Consider the following 20,014-nt stretch of genomic DNA (forward strand, 5'->3'; position numbering starts at 1 on the left):
GCGCCAGCAGCATACGGATTTACCTGAAATGCATTTCACAGCCGCTAACATGTGAGTAAAATGTGCGCCACATTGAAGAAGGATAGTGACGTATGCGCATTCATATATTGGGGATTTGTGGCACTTTCATGGGCGGACTGGCAATGCTGGCGCGCTCGCTGGGCCATGAAGTGACAGGTTCGGACGCCAATGTGTATCCGCCAATGAGCACACTTCTGGAGAAACAGGGCATCTCTTTGATTCAGGGCTACGATGCCAGCCAGCTGGATCCTGAACCGGATCTGGTGATCATTGGTAACGCCATGACGCGTGGGAACCCGTGTGTTGAGGCGGTGCTGGAACGCAATATTCCGTTCATGTCCGGCCCACAATGGCTGCATGATTTCGTCCTGCGTGACCGCTGGGTGGTTGCTGTTGCCGGAACGCACGGCAAAACCACGACTGCCGGTATGGCGACCTGGATCCTTGAAGCCTGTGGCTACAAGCCGGGCTTCGTGATTGGTGGTGTGCCGGGTAATTTCGATGTTTCTGCCCGTCTGGGTGACAGCCCGTTCTTTGTGATCGAGGCTGACGAGTATGACTGCGCGTTCTTCGACAAGCGTTCGAAGTTTGTACACTACTGCCCGCGCACACTGATCCTCAACAATCTCGAGTTCGATCACGCGGATATTTTTGACGATCTGAAAGCGATTCAGAAACAGTTCCACCACCTGGTGCGCATTGTTCCGGGCCAGGGACGCATCATCCTGCCGGAAAACGACATCAACCTGAAGCAGACCATGGCGATGGGCTGCTGGAGCGAACAGGAGCTGGTGGGCGAACAGGGCCACTGGCAGGCGAAAAAACTCAACGTCGATGCCTCCGAGTGGGAAGTCCTGCTCGACGGTGAAAAAGTGGGCGAGGTGAAGTGGGGCCTGGTGGGCGAACACAACATGCACAACGGCCTGATGGCGATTGCTGCTGCACGCCATGTGGGCGTGTTGCCTGCGGATGCGGCCAATGCGCTGGGTTCGTTTATCAACGCCCGTCGTCGTCTTGAACTGCGCGGTGAGGCCAATGGTGTCACGGTGTACGACGATTTCGCACATCACCCAACCGCCATTCTGGCAACGCTTGCGGCCTTACGCGGCAAAGTGGGCGGTACCGCGCGCATTCTGGCTGTGCTGGAGCCGCGCTCGAACACCATGAAAATGGGCATCTGCAAAGACGATCTCGCGCCATCGTTAGGCCGTGCCGATGAGGTCTTCCTGCTGCAGCCGCAGCATATTCCATGGCAGGTAGCGGAAGTGGCTGATGCCTGTATTCAGCCTGCGCACTGGAGTGCAGATGTGGATGTGCTTGCGGATATGGTGGTGAAAGCCGCACAACCGGGAGACCACATTCTGGTAATGAGCAACGGTGGTTTTGGTGGCATCCACCAGAAGCTGCTTGATGGTCTGGCGAAGAAAGCCGAGGCCGCAGAGTAAAAAAGAGCCCGGTGGCGCTAGCGCTTACCGGGCCTACATTCTTTTCTCCCTCGCCCCTATGGGGAGAGGGGATTACTCTTCGTTTTCTGACAGCTCGCGCAGATACTGGAAAATCAGGCGCGCGGACTTCGGCGGCTTATTCCCTTCTTTCTCTTTCTTCGCATTGCGGATCAAGGAACGCAGCTGCTGGCGGTCGGCATCCGGCCACAGGTTCAGTACTTCCGGTACGGCGTCATCACCCTGTTCAATCAGACGGTCGCGGATCTGCTCCAGCTTATGGAACAGTGCAACCTGCTGGTTATGGCGGTTTTTCAGCTTGTCCAGCGCCTGGCGGATCGGATCAACGTCGCGCTGACGCAGCATTTTGCCGATAAGCTGAAGCTGGCGACGACGGCCTTCTTTTTTGATTTTCTGTGCCAGTTCAATGGCATCACGCAGATCCTGGTCGAGCGGGATCTTATCCAGCGCGTTTTTACCCAGTTCTACCATTTCCGCGCCAAGCTGTTTTAACTCTTTGGCGTCACGTTTAATTTCACTTTTACTGACCCAGATGATCTCATCATCTTCGTCTTCGATGTCATCACCGGGAACGTCGTCGAGCCAGTCTTCGGGCTGCTTAGTCATGTCAGGCTCCTTAAAAAAAGAGGCTAATGTTACCAGTTAAGACGCGCACTGAAAAACGGTTCTCTGTTAGACTTCAGTTAACTCTCTCTTACAGTATGGCATTTGCGATGAAAGTAACCTCACAAGTTGAAGCGCAGCGTAAGATTCTGGAAGAAGCCGTCTCCACCGCGCTGACGCTCGCTTCAGGTAAATCAGATGGCGCCGAAGTGGCGGTCAGCAAAACCACCGGCATTAGCGTGAGCACCCGCTATGGCGAAGTGGAGAATGTAGAATTCAACAGTGATGGCGCGCTTGGCATCACGGTGTACCACCAGAATCGCAAAGGCAGCGCCTCCTCGACCGATCTCAGCCCGGATGCGATTGCCCGTACGGTGCAGGCGGCGCTGGATATCGCCCGTTATACCTCCCCGGATCCTTACGCTGGCGTTGCCGATAAAGATCTGCTGGCGTTTGACGCCCCGGATCTCGATCTTTTCCACCCGGCAGAGGTCACCCCGGACGAGGCGATCGAGCTGGCGGCGCGTGCTGAACAGGCTTCTTTGCAGGCGGATAAACGCATCACCAATACCGAAGGCGGCAGCTTCAACAGCCACTACGGCATTAAAGTGTTCGGTAACAGCCATGGCATGCTGCAGGGCTACTGCTCAACCCGTCATTCACTCTCCAGCTGTGTCATCGCCGAAGAGAATGGTGACATGGAGCGTGACTACGCCTACACCATTGGCCGCGCGCTGGGGGATTTGCAGTCTCCGGAGTGGGTGGGTAAAGAGTGTGCCGAACGCACGCTGTCACGCCTGTCACCGCGCAAACTCTCCACCATGAAAGCCCCGGTGATTTTTGCCAATGAAGTGGCGACCGGCCTGTTGGGTCATCTGGTAGGGGCCATTGCCGGTGGTTCTGTGTACCGTAAATCAACCTTCCTGCTCGACTCGCTGGGCAAGCAGATCCTGCCTGAATGGCTGACCATCGAAGAGCACCCGCATCTGCTGAAAGGGCTGGCCTCCACGCCATTCGACAGTGAAGGCGTGCGCACGGAACGTCGCGATATCATTAAAGACGGTGTGCTGACTCAGTGGCTGCTGACCAACTACTCCGCGCGCAAGCTGGGGCTGAAAAGCACCGGTCATGCGGGTGGTATCCATAACTGGCGTATCGCCGGACAGGGCCTCAACTTTGAGCAGATGCTCAAAGAGATGGGCACCGGTCTGGTGGTGACCGAACTGATGGGCCAGGGCGTAAGTGGTATTACCGGGGATTACTCTCGCGGTGCGGCGGGCTTCTGGGTGGAAAATGGAGAAATCCAGTATCCGGTAAGCGAAATTACCATCGCCGGTAACCTGAAAGATATGTGGCGCAATATTGTTACGGTCGGTAACGATATTGAAACACGTAGCAACATACAGTGTGGTTCTGTACTTCTGCCGGAAATGAAAATCGCCGGCCAGTAATACCCGTAAAGGCGTTTTAATAATAAAAAAGGAAGTGAGCAATGCGTAAACATCTGTTAGCGATCGTCGCGGCTTCAACGCTGGTTATTGGCTCTTCTGCGTTTGCTGCCGATCTTGAAGAAGACATGGGCATCCTCGGTCAAAACCTGAAGGTGGTGCAGAAAACGGACAATGCGGCGGAAATGAAAGACGCACTGACCAAAATGCGTGAAGCGGCGCTGGACGCGCAAAAAGCGACGCCACCGAAGCTGGAAAGCAAAGCGGCGGATAGCGCAGAAATGAAAGACTACCGTCACGGCTTTGATGTGCTGGTAGGGCAAATCGACGGTGCGCTGAAACTTGCCAACGAAGGCAAAGTGAAAGAGGCCCAGGCCGCTGCTGAGCAGTTTGTGATTACACGCAACACGTATCACAAAAAGTATCGTTAATTGGGTGCCTGAGCTGTACGTCCTTTCCCCGTATGCGGAGGTGCATTAAGCACCCCCGCATCCTTGCTCCCTACTGGCCGGAGCGACAATCCATCCGCGCTGTCACTTCAAGCGAACCGTTTCGAAAACGGATCTCGCACAGTGTTTTCCTCGTCACCAGCGTTAAGATGATTATTGTCAAAGAAATAATCATCAAAATCCCGATACTTGGGTTTCTGCGTTTCATGGATGCCTCCTTGCTTTAAAAGCGGGCGAGGTAGCGAACTCCACGGTTGGACGTGTCGTTTCGAGCCCCCGCCCTGATTTTCTGTCAGGCGGGGCTTTCCACTTTCCGTCCCATGCCTGAGACGGTCAGTCTCAAGCACCCGCCGCCACTCTAGCGAATCCCCATAACAAAACCTTATCCACGTCACATTTCTACGAGCCTGCTCGGAAACTTTTCCACTCCGCTAACCTGTTTACCGCCGCTTAATAGCGTGATATTCATCACGAAAATAAAGCTGTTTATCCAAATTCACCGCATTTATGTGGCACAGATCACTGCTGCGGCTCGCCTTTCCACTTCGAAGTGGAAAACAACTCGCTACAAACAATTCCCCCCCAACGTTAGTTTTATTCCAGAGCCATTAACGGGGTAAGACGAGTGATTAACGGAGCGGTAATGAACGACGTTGGGGATCAGGCGAAGCAAACAGAACAGCTCGCTAACACCATGCTGCAGCAGGTTTATGCCCTGCTGGCCCGGCACAACATCATCCCCAACGCAGTACAGGAACAGATGCTGACCTCCCACGTTCGCGCAATGGCGCACCGGTCGGTGACCGGCGAGCCATTACCGGAGGTTGAAGCGGAACTGTTTGACGAAATTTCACCGGATTCAATGCGGCTCGCCCGTGAAGTGGTCGCGCAGTTTGGCAATCTTCCTGATGAAGAAGCTTGGCTGCTCTCCGTTCACTTTGAAGTCGCAAAAGACAGCCTTTAAGGAGCAATACATGGAACAGATTACAGTCGTGATTGGTGATCGCCTGGGTAAAGGTCAGAAAGTGGCTGCAGGTGTTGAGAAAGCAGGTGGACGCGCGGTTGTCGTACCGGGTATGGCGGCAGACATGAAACTCGGCGACGTCATGAAAACGGAAAACGCCACCTTCGGCATCTCCTTCTGCGGCAGCGGTGGCGCGGGTGCTATCACCGCCCAGACCAAATATGGCTACAAAGCCAAATACGGTATGCGTTCCGTGGAAGAGGGCGTGACCGCCATCAACGAAGGCTGCAACGTGCTGGGCTTTGGCTTTATGGATAAAGAAGAGCTGGGTGAACGTCTGGTGCAGGCGTGGCAGAAGAAATACGGCGCATAAGCATGAAAGAACAATTCACGACCACGGTGAGAGTGAAGGGGAAAGGCGACGCCAAAGCGCGCGCCTTTGCCGACGCGCTCAACCACGTTCAGGCCGCGGTGATGAAAGCGTCACCGCATATCTTACTGCGTATTGAGCCACAGGATGTGCAGGTCGTTCAGGCGCAAGAAGCGGTGCGTAAAGAAGCGTTTCTGTTCTTCTTTTTGCGCCGGGAAAGACGCACCTACAGCGTGGAGCTGGATGTGACCGTCAACGTGACTGCCATCAATCTCGATCAGGTGGATTTCGTCACGCAACGCTGATTATTCATAAAAGGGCAGACTGATGTTCTTAATTATATTAATAAAATCGCTCATCATTGGCGGCCTGGTTGGCGTCGGTGTGGGTGCCGGGGCTGCACGCATGTTTCATGCGCCTACCACACAGGGTATGGGCGCGTTTCGTACGTTGGGGGAACTGAACTCCTGCGAAGGGGATCCGGCTTCTCACTTCTCCTTTGGGTTAGGCTTCTTCTTTAACGCCTGGGCTTCTTCCGTCGCCGCAGGTGCCTTCACACAGGACGTTGACCACCGCATCATCCCGAACTGGGGTGCTGCTGCACTGATGATCAAAAACCGTAACGTCGGCGAAACGCTGCACGACCCACGCAAAATGGCGATTGCCTGCGGCGTGATCGGTATGATCGTCGTGACCTTCCTTAACCTTACCGCTTCCTCCGTGCCAGCGGCACTTCAGGTCACTGCCGTGAAGGTACTGGTACCGGCGGCAAACCTGCTGGTGAACACCGTGATGCCGGTGATCTTCTGGCTGGCGGCTATCGATGCGGGCAAAAAGTCGGGCTTCTGGGCCACCATTTTCGGCGGCGCGGCGCAGCTGATTATGGGGAACGCCGTACCGGGCCTGGTACTGGGGATCCTGATCGGTAAAGGCGTCGAAGAGAGCGGCTGGAACCATGTCACCAAAGTGATGATGGCGGCTATCGTCCTGCTCTTCGTACTGAGTGGCTTCTTCCGCGGCTTCGACATGAAGATGATCGAATCCTTCCATCTGACCGTGCCGAACTGGCTCGACATGATCCACAACTCGCTCAGCGGTAAATAACAGGAGCCTCTACATGGAACAGAATAAAGGTTTTTGGTATGCCGACTGGTCGTTCCCGATCTTCGTTGGCTTGCTCTCCTCCGGTGTGTTCGCCGGGACGCACATGTACTACCTCTACGGCATTGGTGCGTTTAACGAAGTGGCCTTCGTGGCGATGCTGAAAGCAGGGATTGATACCGGTGTGTACGGCGCGGTGGCAGCGTTCGGTGCGAGCTTCCTGTTCGCCCGTATTATCGAAGGGTCTCTGGTCGGTATTCTCGATATCGGCGGGGCGATCCAGACCGGCGTGGGCCTCGGTGTCCCGGCGCTGCTGCTGGGCGCGGGCATCATGTTCCCGGTGACCAACTTTATTGCCGCGCTGATCACCGGCCTGGTGATTGGTCTGGCGATTGGCTACGTCATCATTCTGGCGCGTAAGTTCACCATCAATCAGAGCAATTCTACCTACGGTGCGGACGTGATGATGGGCGCGGGTAACGCTTCCGGCCGCTTCCTCGGGCCGTTGATTATCCTCAGTGCCATGACCGCCTCCATTCCTATCGGCGTCGGTTCGCTGGTGGGCGCGCTGCTGTTCTACATCTGGCAGAAACCGATTACCGGTGGCGCCATCCTCGGCGCAATGATTTTGGGCTGGCTGTTCCCGGTCGCCCTTTAATACCCACGGGTGCTCCGGCGCCCGTCTTATCAGGAGATCCTCATGTTTGATTTACTCCTGCGCCGTGCGCGCCTTGCCGACGATACCCTGACCGATATCGCCATTCAGGACGGGAAAATCGCGGTGTTGGGCGAGATTACTGCCCCTGCCCGTAAAACGGTTGAGTTGAACGGCGATGTGTTCGTCAGCGCGGGCTGGATTGACTCCCACGTTCACTGTTACCCGAACTCCCCGATTTATCAGGATGAACCAGATAGCGTAGGTATTGCTACTGGCGTCACCTCCGTGGTGGATGCAGGCAGTACCGGCGCGGATGACGTGGACGATTTTTACGAAATCACCCGCAAAGCCTTTACTGAGGTCTTTGCCCTGCTGAACATCTCCCGTGTGGGGCTGATAGCCCAGAACGAACTGGCCAATATGGCCAATATTGACGCGGATGCCGTGAAGCAGGCGGTAAAACGCTACCCGGATTTCATCGTCGGCCTGAAAGCGCGTATGAGTAGCAGTGTGGTAGGTGAAAATGGTATTACGCCGCTGGAACGCGCCAAAGAAATCCAGAAAGAGAATGGCGACCTGCCGCTGATGGTGCACATTGGCAACAACCCGCCAAATCTTGACGAAATCGCTGAGCTACTGAGTTCCGGCGACATCATTACCCACTGCTACAACGGCAAACCGAACCGCATTCTGACCCCATCTGGCGAGCTGCGCGCATCCATCACCAGCGCCCTGAAACGCGGCGTACGTCTGGACGTGGGCCACGGTACGGCGAGCTTTAGCTTTCAAGTGGCAAAACGCGCCATCGCGATGGGCATTCTGCCGCACACCATCAGCTCGGATATCTACTGCCGTAACCGCATTAATGGCCCGGTAGGGTCGCTGGCGAGCGTGATGTCGAAGTTCCTCACCATCGGTATGTCACTGCCGCAGGTGATTGACTGCGTGACCGCGAACGCCGCCGACAGCCTGCACCTGTCGCGCAAAGGGCGTATCGAGCCCGGACTCGACGCCGACCTGACGCTGTTCACCATTAAGCGCCAGCCAACGGTATTAACCGATGCCGAAAACGACAGTCTGCAGGCTGAACACATTTTGGTGCCGCTTGCCGCGATCCGCGCGGGCAAGGGCTACATGACAGAACAAGGGAGCACGGAACATGCCTTCGATTTATGAGAAATACCACTTAAAGCAAGTCATCAACACCTCTGGCCGCATGACGGCGCTGGGTGTCTCTACGCCGCGCCCGGAAGTGGTGCAGGCGGCGATGGACGGCATGAATCACTATTTCGAGATGAAGGATCTGGTCAACAAAACCGGTGAATACATCGCGAAACTGCTGGATGTAGAAGGCGCGACAGTGGTTTCCTGCGCGTCTGCGGGGATTGCCCAGTCCGTGGCGGCAGTGCTGGTAAAAGACAGCGACTGGTTGCTGGAAAACCTGCACGTTACCCCGATTGAGAACAACGAGATTGTGCTACCGAAAGGCCACAACGTGAACTTTGGCGCGCCGGTGGGCACCATGGTCGCACTGGGCGGCGGTAAGCTGGTGGAAGCGGGCTATGCCAACGAATGCTCAGCCGATCAGCTGGCGGCGGCGATTACTCCGCGTACGGCGGCAATTCTCTACATCAAATCTCACCACTGCGTGCAGAAAAGCATGCTCAGCGTTGAGCAGGCGGCGGTTGTGGCGCGTAAACACGCCCTGCCGCTGATTGTGGATGCCGCAGCAGAAGAAGATCTGCACGTTTACTACCGTTCCGGTGCGGACCTGGTGATTTACAGCGGCGCGAAGGCGATCGAAGGGCCAACCAGCGGCCTGGTGATTGGCAAAACCCAGTACGTTGAGTGGGTGAAACGCCAGACGGCGGGCATTGGCCGTGCGATGAAGGTCGGTAAAGAGGGTATTCTGGGTTTGACCTGCGCCATCGAACACTACCTGACGGCAACCAAAGAGAGCGGTGCTGAGATGGTAGCGAAGATGACGCCATTTATTGAAGCACTCAACACCCGTCACGGCGTGACGGCACGCGTGGTCTGGGACAGCGCAGGCCGCGATATCGCGCGCACTGAGATTAAGTTCGACGAAGCCATTACCGGCATCGGCACCGGCGAGCTGGTGAATGCGCTGAAACAGGGTGAGTACGCTATTTACTTCCGTGGCTACAAGGCCAACGAAGGGATTATCGAAGCGGACGTGCGCAGCGTGAATGCTGACCAGCTGAACATTGTTTACCGCCGCATTAGTGAAGTATTAGGACAGGAGAAAAACGCATGAAACTGACCCCCAACTTTTACCGTGACCGCGTTTGCCTGAACGTACTGGCGGGCTCTAAAGCCAATACCAGCGCTATTTATGAAGCGGCAGAAGGTCATGTGCTGGTGGGCGTGCTCTCCAAAAATTACCCGGATGTGGCAAGCGCCGTTGCTGATATGCGTGAATACGCTCAGCTTATTGATAACGCGCTGTCCGTTGGCCTGGGGGCGGGCGATCCGAACCAGTCGGCGATGGTGAGTGAAATCTCCCGCCAGGTGCAGCCGCAGCACGTGAACCAGGTCTTTACTGGCGTCGCAACCAGCCGCGCGCTGCTGGGACAAAACGACTCCGTGGTCAACGGTCTGGTTTCTCCAACCGGAACCGTCGGCATGGTGAAAATCTCTACCGGTCCGCTGAGCAGCGCGGCACCGGACGGTATCGTTCCGGTGGAAACGGCAATTGCTCTGCTGAAAGATTTTGGCGGTAGCTCCATTAAATATTTCCCAATGGGTGGCCTGAAGTGTCGTGACGAATACAAAGCGGTGGCAGAAGCCTGTGCCCGCCACGACTTCTGGCTGGAGCCAACCGGCGGTATTGATCTGGAAAATTACGAAGAGATCCTGCAGATCGCCCTGGACGCGGGCGTGAGCAAAATCATCCCGCATATTTACAGTTCAATTATCGACGCCGCCAGCGGCGACACGCGCCCGGAAGATGTGCGTACGCTGCTTGCGATGACGAAAAAGTTAGTTAAGTAGTCCCTCACCCTAACCCTCTCCCTGTGGGAGAGGGGATAATGATCAGGAGCCACCATGCACACCCGTAATCTGCTTGTCGCTTCACTCTCTCTGCTTGCTACTTCCGCCGTTGCCCAGACTCATTACGCCTGGGTGGGAACCTATAATCCTAACGGTGAAGGGCTGTACCGTTTTACCGTCGATCCGCAAAGCGGCGCGCTGGCGAAGAAAACGCTGGTCAGCACGTTGCCGAATGCTGCACAGCTTACCGTCTCGCACGATGGCAAAACGCTCTATCTGGCAAGTGAAGTGGAGCAGGGCGTGGTGCAGGCGCTGCGGGTGAATGACAACGGCGAACTGAGTGAGCTCAATCAGGTGGCTTCCGGTGGCGCAGGGCCGGTTTACCTTTCGCTGACGCCAAATGGTCGCCATCTGCTGGTGGCAAACTACGTCAGCGGATCGATTGCCGTTCTGCCGGTCAAAGCCGATGGCAGCCTGGGTGATGCCACGGACAAACATCAGGATCAGGGTGAGCCGGGTGCGGCGAAGCCGGAAGCCGCTACGGAGGGCAGTTTCGCTATCAGCGATCATAACGGCCCTCATGCACACATGATCGCCGCCGATCCGAGCGGAAAATATGTGTTTTCAACCGATCTGGGGCTGGATCGCATCTATCAGTATCGCTTTGACGATCAAACGGGAAAGCTGACGCCTAACGATCCACCGTTTATCAACGCCTCCTCGAAAGGGGCAGGGCCGCGCCACTTTGTCTTTACGCCAAAAGGCGATGCACTGTGGTTGATTAACGAAGAGGCGTCTACGCTGACTCACTATACTGTTGATGCAAACGGCACCCTTAAAGAGGGCAAAACGCTCTCCGCCCTGCCGAAAGGTTACAAAGGCACCAGTTTTGCTGCCGGTCTGGTGTTAAGTGCGGATGGTAAGCAACTGTATGTGGCTAACCGTTTGCATAACAGCATCGGGCACTTTACCGTAACAGCGGAAGGCACGCTGACGCATCAGGATGATGTCTGGACGCGTGGCGATTACCCGCGCACCCTGACGCTCGATAAACAGGGGCGCTGGCTGTACGTCATGAATCAACGCAGCGACAACATTACCCGTTTCCGCGTGGCGCAGGACGGCAAGCTCAGCTTTGAGCCAGACTATACGCCGGTCGGTAGCCCATCCCAGATGGTCATTTCACCCTAAGCCGTAAGAGGACAACGACGTGCGATTTCCGAATCAACGTTTAGCGCAACTTTTCGATCTGTTGCAAAACGAGACGCTGCCGCAGGATGAACTGGCGCAGCGGCTGTCGGTTTCCACGCGAACCGTCCGTGCTGATATCACTGCCCTGAACGCGCTGCTGGCGAGCCACGGCGCGCAGTTTATTCTGAGCCGGGGGAATGGTTATCAGCTTAAAATTGATGACGCCGAGCGTTATGAGCAATTGCAGGCCTCCCATCCGCGCGCGCTGCGTATTCCCCGAACCGGGCCGGAGCGTGTGCATTATCTGGTGGTGCGTTTTCTGACCTCGGCATTTTCTCTCAAACTTGAGGATCTGGCTGACGAGTGGTTCGTCAGCCGCGCCACGCTGCAAAGCGACATGGCGGAAGTGCGCGAGTGGTTCCACCGTTATAATCTGACGCTGGAAACCCGACCGCGCCATGGTATGAAGCTGTTTGGCAGTGAGATGTCGACCCGTGCCTGCCTGACGGACTTGCTCTGGGAGCTGGCACAGCAGGACAGTCTGAACCCGCTGGTGACCGACGTGGCGCTCAATGCGGGTGTGGCAGAACAGATGGTGCCTGTACTGCATGATGCGCTAACACGCCACCATATTCGCCTGACCGACGAAGGCGAGCTGTTCCTGCGCCTGTACTGTGCGGTATCGGTACGTCGTATCAGCGAAGGCTATCCACTGCCGGAATTCCATGCCGAAGATGTGGAAGAGAACGTGCGTGAAGCCGCGAAAGATATCGCAGTGTCCATTCAGCACCTGGCGGGCAAAACGCTTTCGCCGTCGGAAGAGAGCTGGCTTTGCGTACACATCGCCGCGCGGCAGATCCAGGAGATTGCACCCAGCGCGATCAACGCTGACGACGACGAAGCGCTGGTTAATTACATCCTGCGTTATATCAACACTCACTATAACTACAATCTGCTCAGTGACGAGCAACTGCACGCGGATCTGCTCACACACATTAAAACCATGATCACCCGGGTGCGGTACCAAATCATGATCCCCAATCCGCTGCTGGAAAACATCAAGCAGCACTACCCGATGGCGTGGGATATGACCCTCGCGGCGGTATCGAGCTGGGGCAAATACACACCGTATGTGATCAGCGAAAACGAGATTGGTTTTCTGGTATTACATATTGGCGTTGGGCTGGAACGCCACTACAACATTGGCTACCAGCGACAGCCGCGGGTGCTGCTGGTGTGCGACGCCGGGAATGCGATGGTGCGTATGATTGAGGCGGTGCTCCAGCGTAAATACCCGCAGATTGAGGTGACGCGCACGCTCACTCTGCGAGAGTACGAACTGGCGGAATCCATCAGCGAAGATTTTGTGATCTCCACCGCCCGCGTCAGTGAAAAGTCCAAACCGGTCGTGATGATCGCCCCATTCCCGACCGATTATCAGTTAGAACAGATCGGCAAGCTGGTGCTGGTGGACCGTACCCGCCCGTGGATGCTGGATAAATATTTCGACGCGGCCCATTTCCGCATTATTAACACGCCCATCGACCAGCAAACGCTGTTCCGTGAGCTGTGCGAACAGCTTGAAAGCGAGGGTTTTGTTGGTGCGGAATTCCTGGATTCGGTCGTCGAGCGTGAAGCCATCGTCAGCACCATGCTCGGTGAGGGGATTGCGCTACCGCACTCTCTCGGCCTGCTGGCGCAAAAAACGGTGGTCTATACCGTGCTGGCTCCGCAAGGCATCCCATGGGGCGACGAAACCGCACACGTGATTTTCCTGCTCGCCATCAGCAAAAGCGAATATGAAGAGGCAATGGCGATCTACGATATTTTCGTGACCTTCTTGCGTGAACGCGCGATGTCACGGCTCTGTGGCTGCGGGGATTTTGCCGAGTTTAAGGCAGTGGCTATGGAGAGTTTGAGCCGGTTTTGAGAGGCGTTATCCAGAATTCGATGTAATGCGAATGTAATGCTAAACTGCATTACATATTCGATTTTACTGGAGGCATAATGGCCACGCTGAACGTCCGTCTGGATGACAAACTCAAAAACGAGGCTTATGCCGTGCTGGAAAAACTCAATATCACCCCAACGGAAGCCGTGCGATTACTGTTTCAGTACGTCGCGGAGACGGGACGTATGCCGGTGAAAACGGTCACCATTAGCGACAATGAAGATGAACTGATACAGGCAGTCCGGGAGCGGCTGGCTAATCCGCAAAAGGGAATTAAGGTTAGTCTGGATGACTTATGAACTGGCATTTGATCCGAGGGCGTTAAAAGAATGGAGCAAGCTGGGGGAGACTGTAAAAGACCAGTTTAAGAAGAAACTAGCGGACGTATTGGTGAACCCAAGGGTCGAATCGGCCCGCCTGCATGGTCTACCGGATTGCTACAAAATAAAACTCAGATCCCAGGGTTATCGTTTGGTCTATCAGGTTCAGGAAAACGTTGTAACGGTATTTGTTATCGCTATCGGTAAGAGAGAGAAAGCAGCCGTTTATCATGATGCAAACAAACGGCTCTAACGATCACCACAGATGATGCACAACCTGATTGCTGCTGCCGCGCCAGATCAGCGCCGGGTCTTTTAAATCCTGCACGAATTTGCCGTCGACCAGCACGTTAATCAGATCCACTATTTCCCTCTGAGCGGTATTCAGCTCATCCAGCTTATAGCCTGTCCAGACCCAGATATCTTTTCCCGCACATTCGCGGCGAATGCGCTTCACCAGCTTCAGGATTTCCGGCACGTTTTGCGGGTGGAGCGGGTCGCCACCGGAGAGTGAAATCCCCTGGCGGTTGATGCGAGTGTCGTTCAGATCGTTAATGATCCTGTCTTCCATCTCTGTGGTGAAAGGCATACCAGAATTCACGCGCCATGTGCTTTTGTTGTAACAGCCTGGGCACTCATGAACACAGCCTGAAACGAACAGGGTGCAGCGGGTGCCGGGACCGTTGACGATGTCGACGGGATAATATTGATGATAATTCATAGCGTTAACCTTAGGCCCTCTCCCACAGGGAGAGGGATAGAACCCTGCGCAGAACTTACCCGATCTGCCCATTCCCCAAATGCTTCACGCGGCGCTTCACCTCTTCCTGCTTACCTGCGTTAAACGGACGTGCATCCGGGCTGCCGAGATAGCCGCACACGCGGCGGGTCACAGAGACACGAGCTGCATCGTGGTTGCCGCATTTCGGGCAGGTGAAGCCTTTGCTGGTGCACTCAAACTCACCGGTGAAACCACACTCGTAGCACTCGTCGATAGGCGTATTGGTTCCGTAATACGGCACGTGCTGGTAGCTGTAATCCCACACGTCTTCCAGCGCTTTCAGGTTGTGCTGGATGTTTGGGTATTCGCCGTAGCAGATGAAACCGCCGCTGGCGATTGGCGGATAAGCCGCTTCGAAATCAATCTTGTCGTACGGGTTCACCTTCTTCTCCACGTCGAGGTGGAAGCTGTTGGTGTAGTAACCTTTGTCGGTTACCCCTTCCACAATCCCGAACTCGGCGGTGTCCAGACGGCAGAAGCGGTCGCAGAGGTTCTCGCTCGGCGTACTGTACAGGCTGAAGCCATAACCGGTTTCCTCTTTCCATTGATCAACGGCGTCGCGCAGGCGCTGAACGATGGCGATGCCTTTTTCACGCAGGACTTCACTGTCATACATATGCGTGTCGCCAGCCAATGCGTTGATGGTCTCGTGAATGCCGATATAGCCCAGCGAAATCGACGCTCGACCATTTTTGAAGATCTCAGACACGTCATCGTCCGCTTTCAGACGCACGCCGCAGGCCCCTTCCATGTAGAGGATTGGCGCCACGCGGGCTTTGACCCCTTCAAGGCGAGCAATACGGGTCATCAACGCTTTGCGCGCCAGCTGCAGACGCTCGTCCAGCAATTTCCAGAATTCGGCCTCATTGCCTTTGGCTTCCAGCGCGATGCGCGGCAGGTTCAGGCTGATGACGCCCAGGTTGTTGCGCCCGTCGTGGATCTGCTCGCCGTTTTCATCTTCGTACACGCCAAGGAAGCTGCGGCAGCCCATTGGCGTTTTGAACGAACCGGTCACTTTAACGACCTGATCGTAGTTCAGGATGTCCGGATACATGCGTTTGCTCGCGCACTCCAGCGCCAGCTGTTTGATGTCGTAGTTCGGATCGCCAAACTTATGGTTCAGGCCGTCGCGGATGGCGAACACCAGTTTCGGGAACACCGCCGTTTTGCGGTTTTTGCCGAGGCCGGAGATGCGGTTACGCAGAATGGACTGCTGGATCAGACGCGATTCCCAGCTAGTGCCCAGACCAAAACCGAACGTGACAAACGGTGTCTGGCCGTTGGCGGTATGCAGGGTGTTCACCTCATACTCCAGTGACTGGAACGCGTCATAGCACTCTTTCTCGGTACGCGAGTGTGCGTAGCCGTCCGCGTCCGGGATCTGCCACTCTTCGGCTGTTTTACGATGCTTGTTGAAGCTTGCTGCCACGAACGGGGCCAGCACTTCATCAATACGGTTAATGGTGGTGCCGCCGTAAATGTGGCTGGCGACCTGAGCAATAATCTGTGCCGTGACCGCCGTGGCCGTGGAGATGGATTTAGGCGGTTCAATCTCAGCGTTGCCCATTTTAAAACCGTGGGTCAGCATGCCTTTCAGGTCTATCAGCATGCAGTTGAACATCGGGAAGAATGGCGAGTAGTCGAGATCGTGATAGTGGATCTCACCGCGCTCATGCGCCGATACCACATCGCGCGGCAGCAAGTGCTGGCGGGCATAGTGTTTGGCAACGATACCGGCCAGCAGGTCTCGCTGGGTCGGGATCACTTTGCTGTCTTTATTGGCGTTTTCATTGAGCAGGGCAGAGTTGGTCTGCTCGACCAGGCCACGGATCTCCTGGTTCAGACGGCCGCGTTTTTCACGCTCAACGTCACGATCGTGACGGTATTCAATGTAGGCACGGGCTAACTGCTTGTAGGGGCCCGCCATCAGTTGGTTCTCAACCGCGGTCTGGATCTCGTTGATATCGACCTGGCTGCGTTCATTCATCTGGCTGCTAACGACTTCTGCGACGGTGGCGCAGTAATCTGCGTCATCGACTCCCGCTGCTTTAGCTGCACGCAGAATGGCTTCCTGAATGCGCTCTGATTTAAACGGCACTTTACAGCCATCACGTTTCATCACATGCGGTGTCATGATCACTCCATTTTAAAAACAGGTTATCCACAGAGGTGGAGAAGTATTCAGAGGCTGTATTGTCAGCCAGGTGAGTGACTTCCCTCGTTCCCGACATTTGTTATCCACAATTCCGGAGAGCTGAGCCGCCGTTGTGTTGTTGGAATAGTAGACGATAAATACAATATGTAGGGTCGGCGTGCATTTTAAGTTCTACATATAGTGATTTGCATCAAACATGTTTGCGTTTTATTTGATTCAGAACAAAGTAAAAAGACGAGAGTACAAACGACGGGCGCTTCAGCGATTGTAAATACAGGCATGAAAAATTTGATTAATTATTCAACAAAAACAGGCATTCAGCGCAAACCGCACCGAATGCCCTGTTACTGTTAACCTTAATTTGCCCAGCTCAATCCGGCATTGATAAACGCAGTGGCGGCGATAATGCCCAGCAGCAGCGGAATCAACAGTCTGTTGGCTGGTGTGCGGCCCGTTTCCGGGGATGCTTCAGTGACGCACAATGCGGAGATCACTTTTTCAGATGTGCGAGCCGCAAGAAGGTCTGTGCGGAGAGTTTCTTCCGTCAGGGAGGAGGTGAGCGCCGTCAACAGTTGCATATGGGTGGTTCCCGCTTCTGCTTCAGGAATGGCCAACAGGAACACAATCCTCACCTCTTCATCGCCATCAAGGCCGGGCCACTGCACCGGCTCATCAAAGAGCGCTATGCAAAATGCTGCCTGCCGAACGGCGGAGGATTTTCCGTGTGGAACGGCGAGCTCTTCACCTAATGCGGTTGGACCTTCACTCTCACGGTGTAACACGCTCTGGATAAAGGCTGCCTCATCGTCAACAACGTGACGTCTGTAGAGCGCTTCAGACATTAGTCGAATAAGCGATTCCGGCGTACGGGCTATGGGGTTGATAAACACCAGGTCGGGGTGCGTCAAAGCAGGTAAGTTCATATCAGATCTCTATGAGAAAATCGCAAGTGCTGCAGGGTTGGATGTGCGTTACAGGTGAAACCTGTTCTTCCAGATAATTAATCTGAGTCAGCGTCATCAGGCTGGCAGGAAGGGGCACAGGCTGTGTTCCGGCGTTAAAGATACGAACAACCGTTCCACTCAAGACGCGTGCAGGCGGTAGCGCGGACAGCATTAAAGGCGGCGGTAGATCCAGCAATGAGAAAGCCGCCGGAAGAGAACGAGTGTTGAAGTTCAGGGCAAAACGATCGAGGCGGTTATCAAGAGTGTGTAATGTCTGTCGTTGGTAGGTAAAAGGTTGCCCGAGCGCGAGGTTTTCCAGCTGGCGTAAGGTGGTATGCGAAGCGTTGTCGGCCAGCGCCAGCGTAAAGGAAAAGTGCAGCGACTTAAGTAACTGTGCCTCCGGCGTATCGACGACCGTATTGTTAATACCCGAAGCCCGGCCCGGTCGCCATGCCAGATCGCTACGTCCAAGAACGCCCGTCGATTTGAACAGCGTAAGCGCGATGCTGGCCAACTGACCGCCACAAACCTGAAACTCTTTCATTCCCCGGCTGTTTATCACTAACGCTTTTCCCGGTTCCGCAATGCTGATGATGCCCTCGCTGGTTTCAATATCAATCGGCAGCTCCCGGAAACGTGCCTGCCAGTGCTCTGCATCATGTCCGACCGGACGATGGATGAGTGAAAAAGGCTGGGAAGCGATAGAGTGCTGAGTGGCGATATCGCTGTTAATCAGTAAGCGTAAACGGTGATCGCGAATGTTGTTTTCAAGTGATATGTCGACATACAGATTGGGGTCGCCCTTACGCAGTTCACACACCATTTGAATGGGAAGTGCCTGCGTTGAGGCTTGCGTGCGTGACGCTAAATCTGGCGGTAGATGCAAAACCGCCTCAAGGAACAGCCGTTCAATGAGTGACGTTTTTATGCAATCAATCAACGTGAAATTCGAACACCGAATCGGTTTATCCCCCGCGAGAGGCGAGAAATCATAACTGTCCCCGGCATCTGCGCAGTCTTCAAAGCAAAAAAGGTCGGTGATCCGTCTGTTATGGCGTTTATCTTCAAGTACCAGCGTTCCGGCGTCCAGGACGAGTCGATACGCCATGTTTTCAATCGACGGCTCTGCCTCGCCAGGGTTCTGCTTGTCAGAATGCGTACCATCCTGAACGTTGAGCGAAAGATAGCCAACAGGAGGCAACTGCGGGACCTCGACGGCAATTTGCCAGCGATAGTACGGGGGCTGGTCTGTTTCGTTTTCACCTTCAGAGGTGAGTGAAATAACGCTTCCACCGGGAAGCACTTCACGCTCCAGAACATCAAACGATAATGACTTGCCCTGATGTGAAAGGGCGATATTTTCAGAGCGGCTATAGAGTGTGGTCTTCACGACCCGGGTCATGGCGGTGGGCAGAGGGTTAACGATCAGGAGATCGTTCTCGTCACAGCAGGACGTCGCCAGCGCTTTTACCACCAGGTTCCACAGGCTATGGCAGCGTTGCTCCGTTTGCTCCAGGCGATGGAGAATGTCCCGGTTGGTGGCATCGCTATTACAGCCTCCTATAGAGTCATGGGCGTGGCAGCGCAGCAGCATTTTCCAGATGCTGTCCAGCAGCGGAAGATTAACGGCAATACCGAGGTGTCTGGCAAGGGCAATGGTCGGCTCGAGCTGGCGAAGAAGGAACTGCTCAATCTCATAATTCTTCTTTTTGATGTCGTAGCGCACCGAACCAATGGTTTTGTGAATACGGGTATAGCGTGGTGATTTCAGCTCGCCTTCCCAGATTTCCAGCTCACTGCTCAGGGGACGCAGGCTTTCGACATATTGCTCTAAGGAGCTGATCCGGTAGTGGTCACGAGTGGGCGAATGCGCACTCGCTTGCTGCAGGGTGTGTGGGAGGGTGGGATCAATATTCACCTGATCACCGCCGCAGGGCAGCAGCAGGTCTGCAATACCTGCCCGTTCGCGTATCAGATTGACGATGGGATAGATTTTATCTTTTAAACAGGCGATTTCTGGGCGCATGTTTTTCGCCGCGCCATACCCCATTGTCATCGCGCAGGCAATGACGGTGGCACCCGAAGGTGCGCACCAGAGAAACTGGCTTTTTTCGGCCTGTTCATCGTGGTTTACGCCGCGCCAGAAAACGATGTTATCGATATTGCAGCCGCGCAGCAGGGCAGGCATTTGGGCATTGTGACCAAAGGTATCCGGCAGATAGCCCACCTGCATGGCGTGCCCCAGTGCCCGTGCAGTGGATATACCGTACTTTAGGTTGCGGATCATCGATTCGGTGTGAACATTGTAGGTATCCGTTTGGGTATACCATGGCCCGACAAACAATCGTTTTTCTTGCACCAGCTTTTGCAGGCGAGGCGCGTAGTCAGGGTTGATCGCCAGGAAGTCATCGACGACGGCCATTTGCCCATCAAGGTGATAACAGCTGTAGGCCGGATCCTGCTCAAGTGTGGCAATGACCTCTGCGAAGTTATAGGCCGCCAGCACGGTGCTGTCCTGATGGGTGAAGTACCACTCCTGATCCCAGTGTGTATGGGCAATAACATGGATTTGGCTCATGG

Annotated in this window: 21 protein-coding genes; 15 read left to right on the forward strand and 6 right to left on the reverse strand. The window is 55.0% G+C overall.

Annotation, left to right across the window (positions count from 1 at the left end):
* Positions 1-92: 92 nt before the first annotated feature.
* Positions 93-1,466: a UDP-N-acetylmuramate:L-alanyl-gamma-D-glutamyl-meso-diaminopimelate ligase gene (gene mpl / locus V6E55_RS18890; protein ID WP_114979606.1), complete on the forward strand. Its 1,374-nt coding sequence runs from the start codon at positions 93-95 to the stop codon at positions 1,464-1,466.
* Positions 1,467-1,538: 72 nt separating this feature from the next.
* Here mpl and yjgA read toward each other — a convergent pair whose 3' ends face one another.
* A complete protein-coding gene (gene yjgA / locus V6E55_RS18895) occupies positions 1,539-2,090 on the reverse strand; it encodes a ribosome biogenesis factor YjgA (protein ID WP_316943612.1) in 552 nt (183 codons plus the stop codon).
* Between the two features lie 95 nt (positions 2,091-2,185).
* Here yjgA and pmbA point away from each other — a divergent pair, with 95 nt between their 5' ends.
* Positions 2,186-3,538: a metalloprotease PmbA gene (pmbA, locus tag V6E55_RS18900; RefSeq protein ID WP_316943633.1), complete on the forward strand. Its 1,353-nt coding sequence runs from the start codon at positions 2,186-2,188 to the stop codon at positions 3,536-3,538.
* Positions 3,539-3,579: 41 nt separating this feature from the next.
* Complete coding sequence (gene cybC / locus V6E55_RS18905) at positions 3,580-3,966, forward strand: cytochrome b562 (RefSeq protein WP_236920964.1); 387 nt, start codon at positions 3,580-3,582, stop codon at positions 3,964-3,966.
* Between the two features lie 70 nt (positions 3,967-4,036).
* On the opposite strand, the gene V6E55_RS18910 is transcribed toward cybC, so the two are convergent.
* A complete protein-coding gene (locus V6E55_RS18910) occupies positions 4,037-4,192 on the reverse strand; it encodes a Hok/Gef family protein (protein WP_316943613.1) in 156 nt (51 codons plus the stop codon).
* A 417-nt stretch (positions 4,193-4,609) separates the two neighbouring features.
* On the opposite strand from V6E55_RS18910, the gene V6E55_RS18915 reads away from it, so the two are divergent.
* From V6E55_RS18915 to V6E55_RS18970, 12 genes are all read left to right on the forward strand, one after another.
* The gene (locus V6E55_RS18915; RefSeq protein WP_316943615.1) at positions 4,610-4,948 is read left to right on the forward strand and encodes a glycine dehydrogenase; all 339 of its coding nucleotides are present in this window, start codon (positions 4,610-4,612) and stop codon (positions 4,946-4,948) included.
* Between the two features lie 10 nt (positions 4,949-4,958).
* A complete protein-coding gene (locus V6E55_RS18920) occupies positions 4,959-5,321 on the forward strand; it encodes a glycine-rich SFCGS family protein (protein ID WP_114979602.1) in 363 nt (120 codons plus the stop codon).
* 2 nt (positions 5,322-5,323) lie between these two features.
* Positions 5,324-5,623: a DUF4312 family protein gene (locus V6E55_RS18925; RefSeq protein ID WP_006810338.1), complete on the forward strand. Its 300-nt coding sequence runs from the start codon at positions 5,324-5,326 to the stop codon at positions 5,621-5,623.
* A 22-nt stretch (positions 5,624-5,645) separates the two neighbouring features.
* Entirely contained in the window at positions 5,646-6,422 is a 777-nt protein-coding gene (locus V6E55_RS18930; protein WP_008501408.1) for a DUF4311 domain-containing protein, read from the forward strand.
* Between the two features lie 13 nt (positions 6,423-6,435).
* Positions 6,436-7,077 carry a DUF4310 family protein gene (locus V6E55_RS18935; RefSeq protein ID WP_015572508.1) on the forward strand — a complete coding sequence of 214 codons (642 nt, stop codon included), beginning with the start codon at positions 6,436-6,438 and terminating at the stop codon, positions 7,075-7,077.
* 42 nt (positions 7,078-7,119) lie between these two features.
* The gene (locus tag V6E55_RS18940) at positions 7,120-8,253 is read left to right on the forward strand and encodes an amidohydrolase/deacetylase family metallohydrolase (protein WP_316943616.1); all 1,134 of its coding nucleotides are present in this window, start codon (positions 7,120-7,122) and stop codon (positions 8,251-8,253) included.
* The gene (locus V6E55_RS18945) at positions 8,237-9,355 is read left to right on the forward strand and encodes a DgaE family pyridoxal phosphate-dependent ammonia lyase (protein ID WP_316943617.1); all 1,119 of its coding nucleotides are present in this window, start codon (positions 8,237-8,239) and stop codon (positions 9,353-9,355) included. Before V6E55_RS18940 ends, V6E55_RS18945 begins: the two co-directional genes overlap by 17 nt.
* A complete protein-coding gene (gene dagF / locus V6E55_RS18950) occupies positions 9,352-10,092 on the forward strand; it encodes a 2-dehydro-3-deoxy-phosphogluconate aldolase (RefSeq protein WP_316943618.1) in 741 nt (246 codons plus the stop codon). The genes V6E55_RS18945 and dagF overlap by 4 nt, the downstream gene beginning before the upstream one ends.
* Positions 10,093-10,146: 54 nt before the next feature.
* On the forward strand, positions 10,147-11,283 hold the full coding sequence (locus tag V6E55_RS18955) for a lactonase family protein (protein WP_316943620.1): 1,137 nt from the start codon (positions 10,147-10,149) through the stop codon (positions 11,281-11,283).
* A gap of 19 nt (positions 11,284-11,302) precedes the next feature.
* The gene (locus tag V6E55_RS18960; RefSeq protein WP_236920970.1) at positions 11,303-13,213 is read left to right on the forward strand and encodes a BglG family transcription antiterminator; all 1,911 of its coding nucleotides are present in this window, start codon (positions 11,303-11,305) and stop codon (positions 13,211-13,213) included.
* A gap of 77 nt (positions 13,214-13,290) precedes the next feature.
* Positions 13,291-13,533: a type II toxin-antitoxin system RelB/DinJ family antitoxin gene (locus tag V6E55_RS18965; RefSeq protein WP_114979597.1), complete on the forward strand. Its 243-nt coding sequence runs from the start codon at positions 13,291-13,293 to the stop codon at positions 13,531-13,533.
* Positions 13,523-13,807 carry a type II toxin-antitoxin system RelE family toxin gene (locus V6E55_RS18970; RefSeq protein ID WP_028016494.1) on the forward strand — a complete coding sequence of 95 codons (285 nt, stop codon included), beginning with the start codon at positions 13,523-13,525 and terminating at the stop codon, positions 13,805-13,807. The genes V6E55_RS18965 and V6E55_RS18970 overlap by 11 nt, the downstream gene beginning before the upstream one ends.
* A gap of 3 nt (positions 13,808-13,810) precedes the next feature.
* Here the strand turns inward: V6E55_RS18970 and nrdG are convergent, their stop codons facing one another.
* From nrdG to V6E55_RS18990, 4 genes are all read right to left on the reverse strand, one after another.
* On the reverse strand, positions 13,811-14,275 hold the full coding sequence (gene nrdG, locus V6E55_RS18975) for an anaerobic ribonucleoside-triphosphate reductase-activating protein (RefSeq protein ID WP_316943623.1): 465 nt from the start codon (positions 14,273-14,275) through the stop codon (positions 13,811-13,813).
* Between the two features lie 55 nt (positions 14,276-14,330).
* A complete protein-coding gene (gene nrdD / locus V6E55_RS18980; protein WP_236920972.1) occupies positions 14,331-16,469 on the reverse strand; it encodes an anaerobic ribonucleoside-triphosphate reductase in 2,139 nt (712 codons plus the stop codon).
* Between the two features lie 377 nt (positions 16,470-16,846).
* Positions 16,847-17,413 carry a fructose PTS transporter subunit IIA gene (locus V6E55_RS18985; protein ID WP_236920973.1) on the reverse strand — a complete coding sequence of 189 codons (567 nt, stop codon included), beginning with the start codon at positions 17,411-17,413 and terminating at the stop codon, positions 16,847-16,849.
* Position 17,414: 1 nt separating this feature from the next.
* On the reverse strand, positions 17,415-20,012 hold the full coding sequence (locus V6E55_RS18990) for a glycoside hydrolase family 38 C-terminal domain-containing protein (protein WP_236920974.1): 2,598 nt from the start codon (positions 20,010-20,012) through the stop codon (positions 17,415-17,417).
* Positions 20,013-20,014: the final 2 nt, after the last annotated feature.

This window comes from Enterobacter sp. 342 (genome assembly GCF_036663495.1).
In the GTDB taxonomy this organism is placed as follows: Bacteria; Pseudomonadota; Gammaproteobacteria; order Enterobacterales; family Enterobacteriaceae; genus Enterobacter.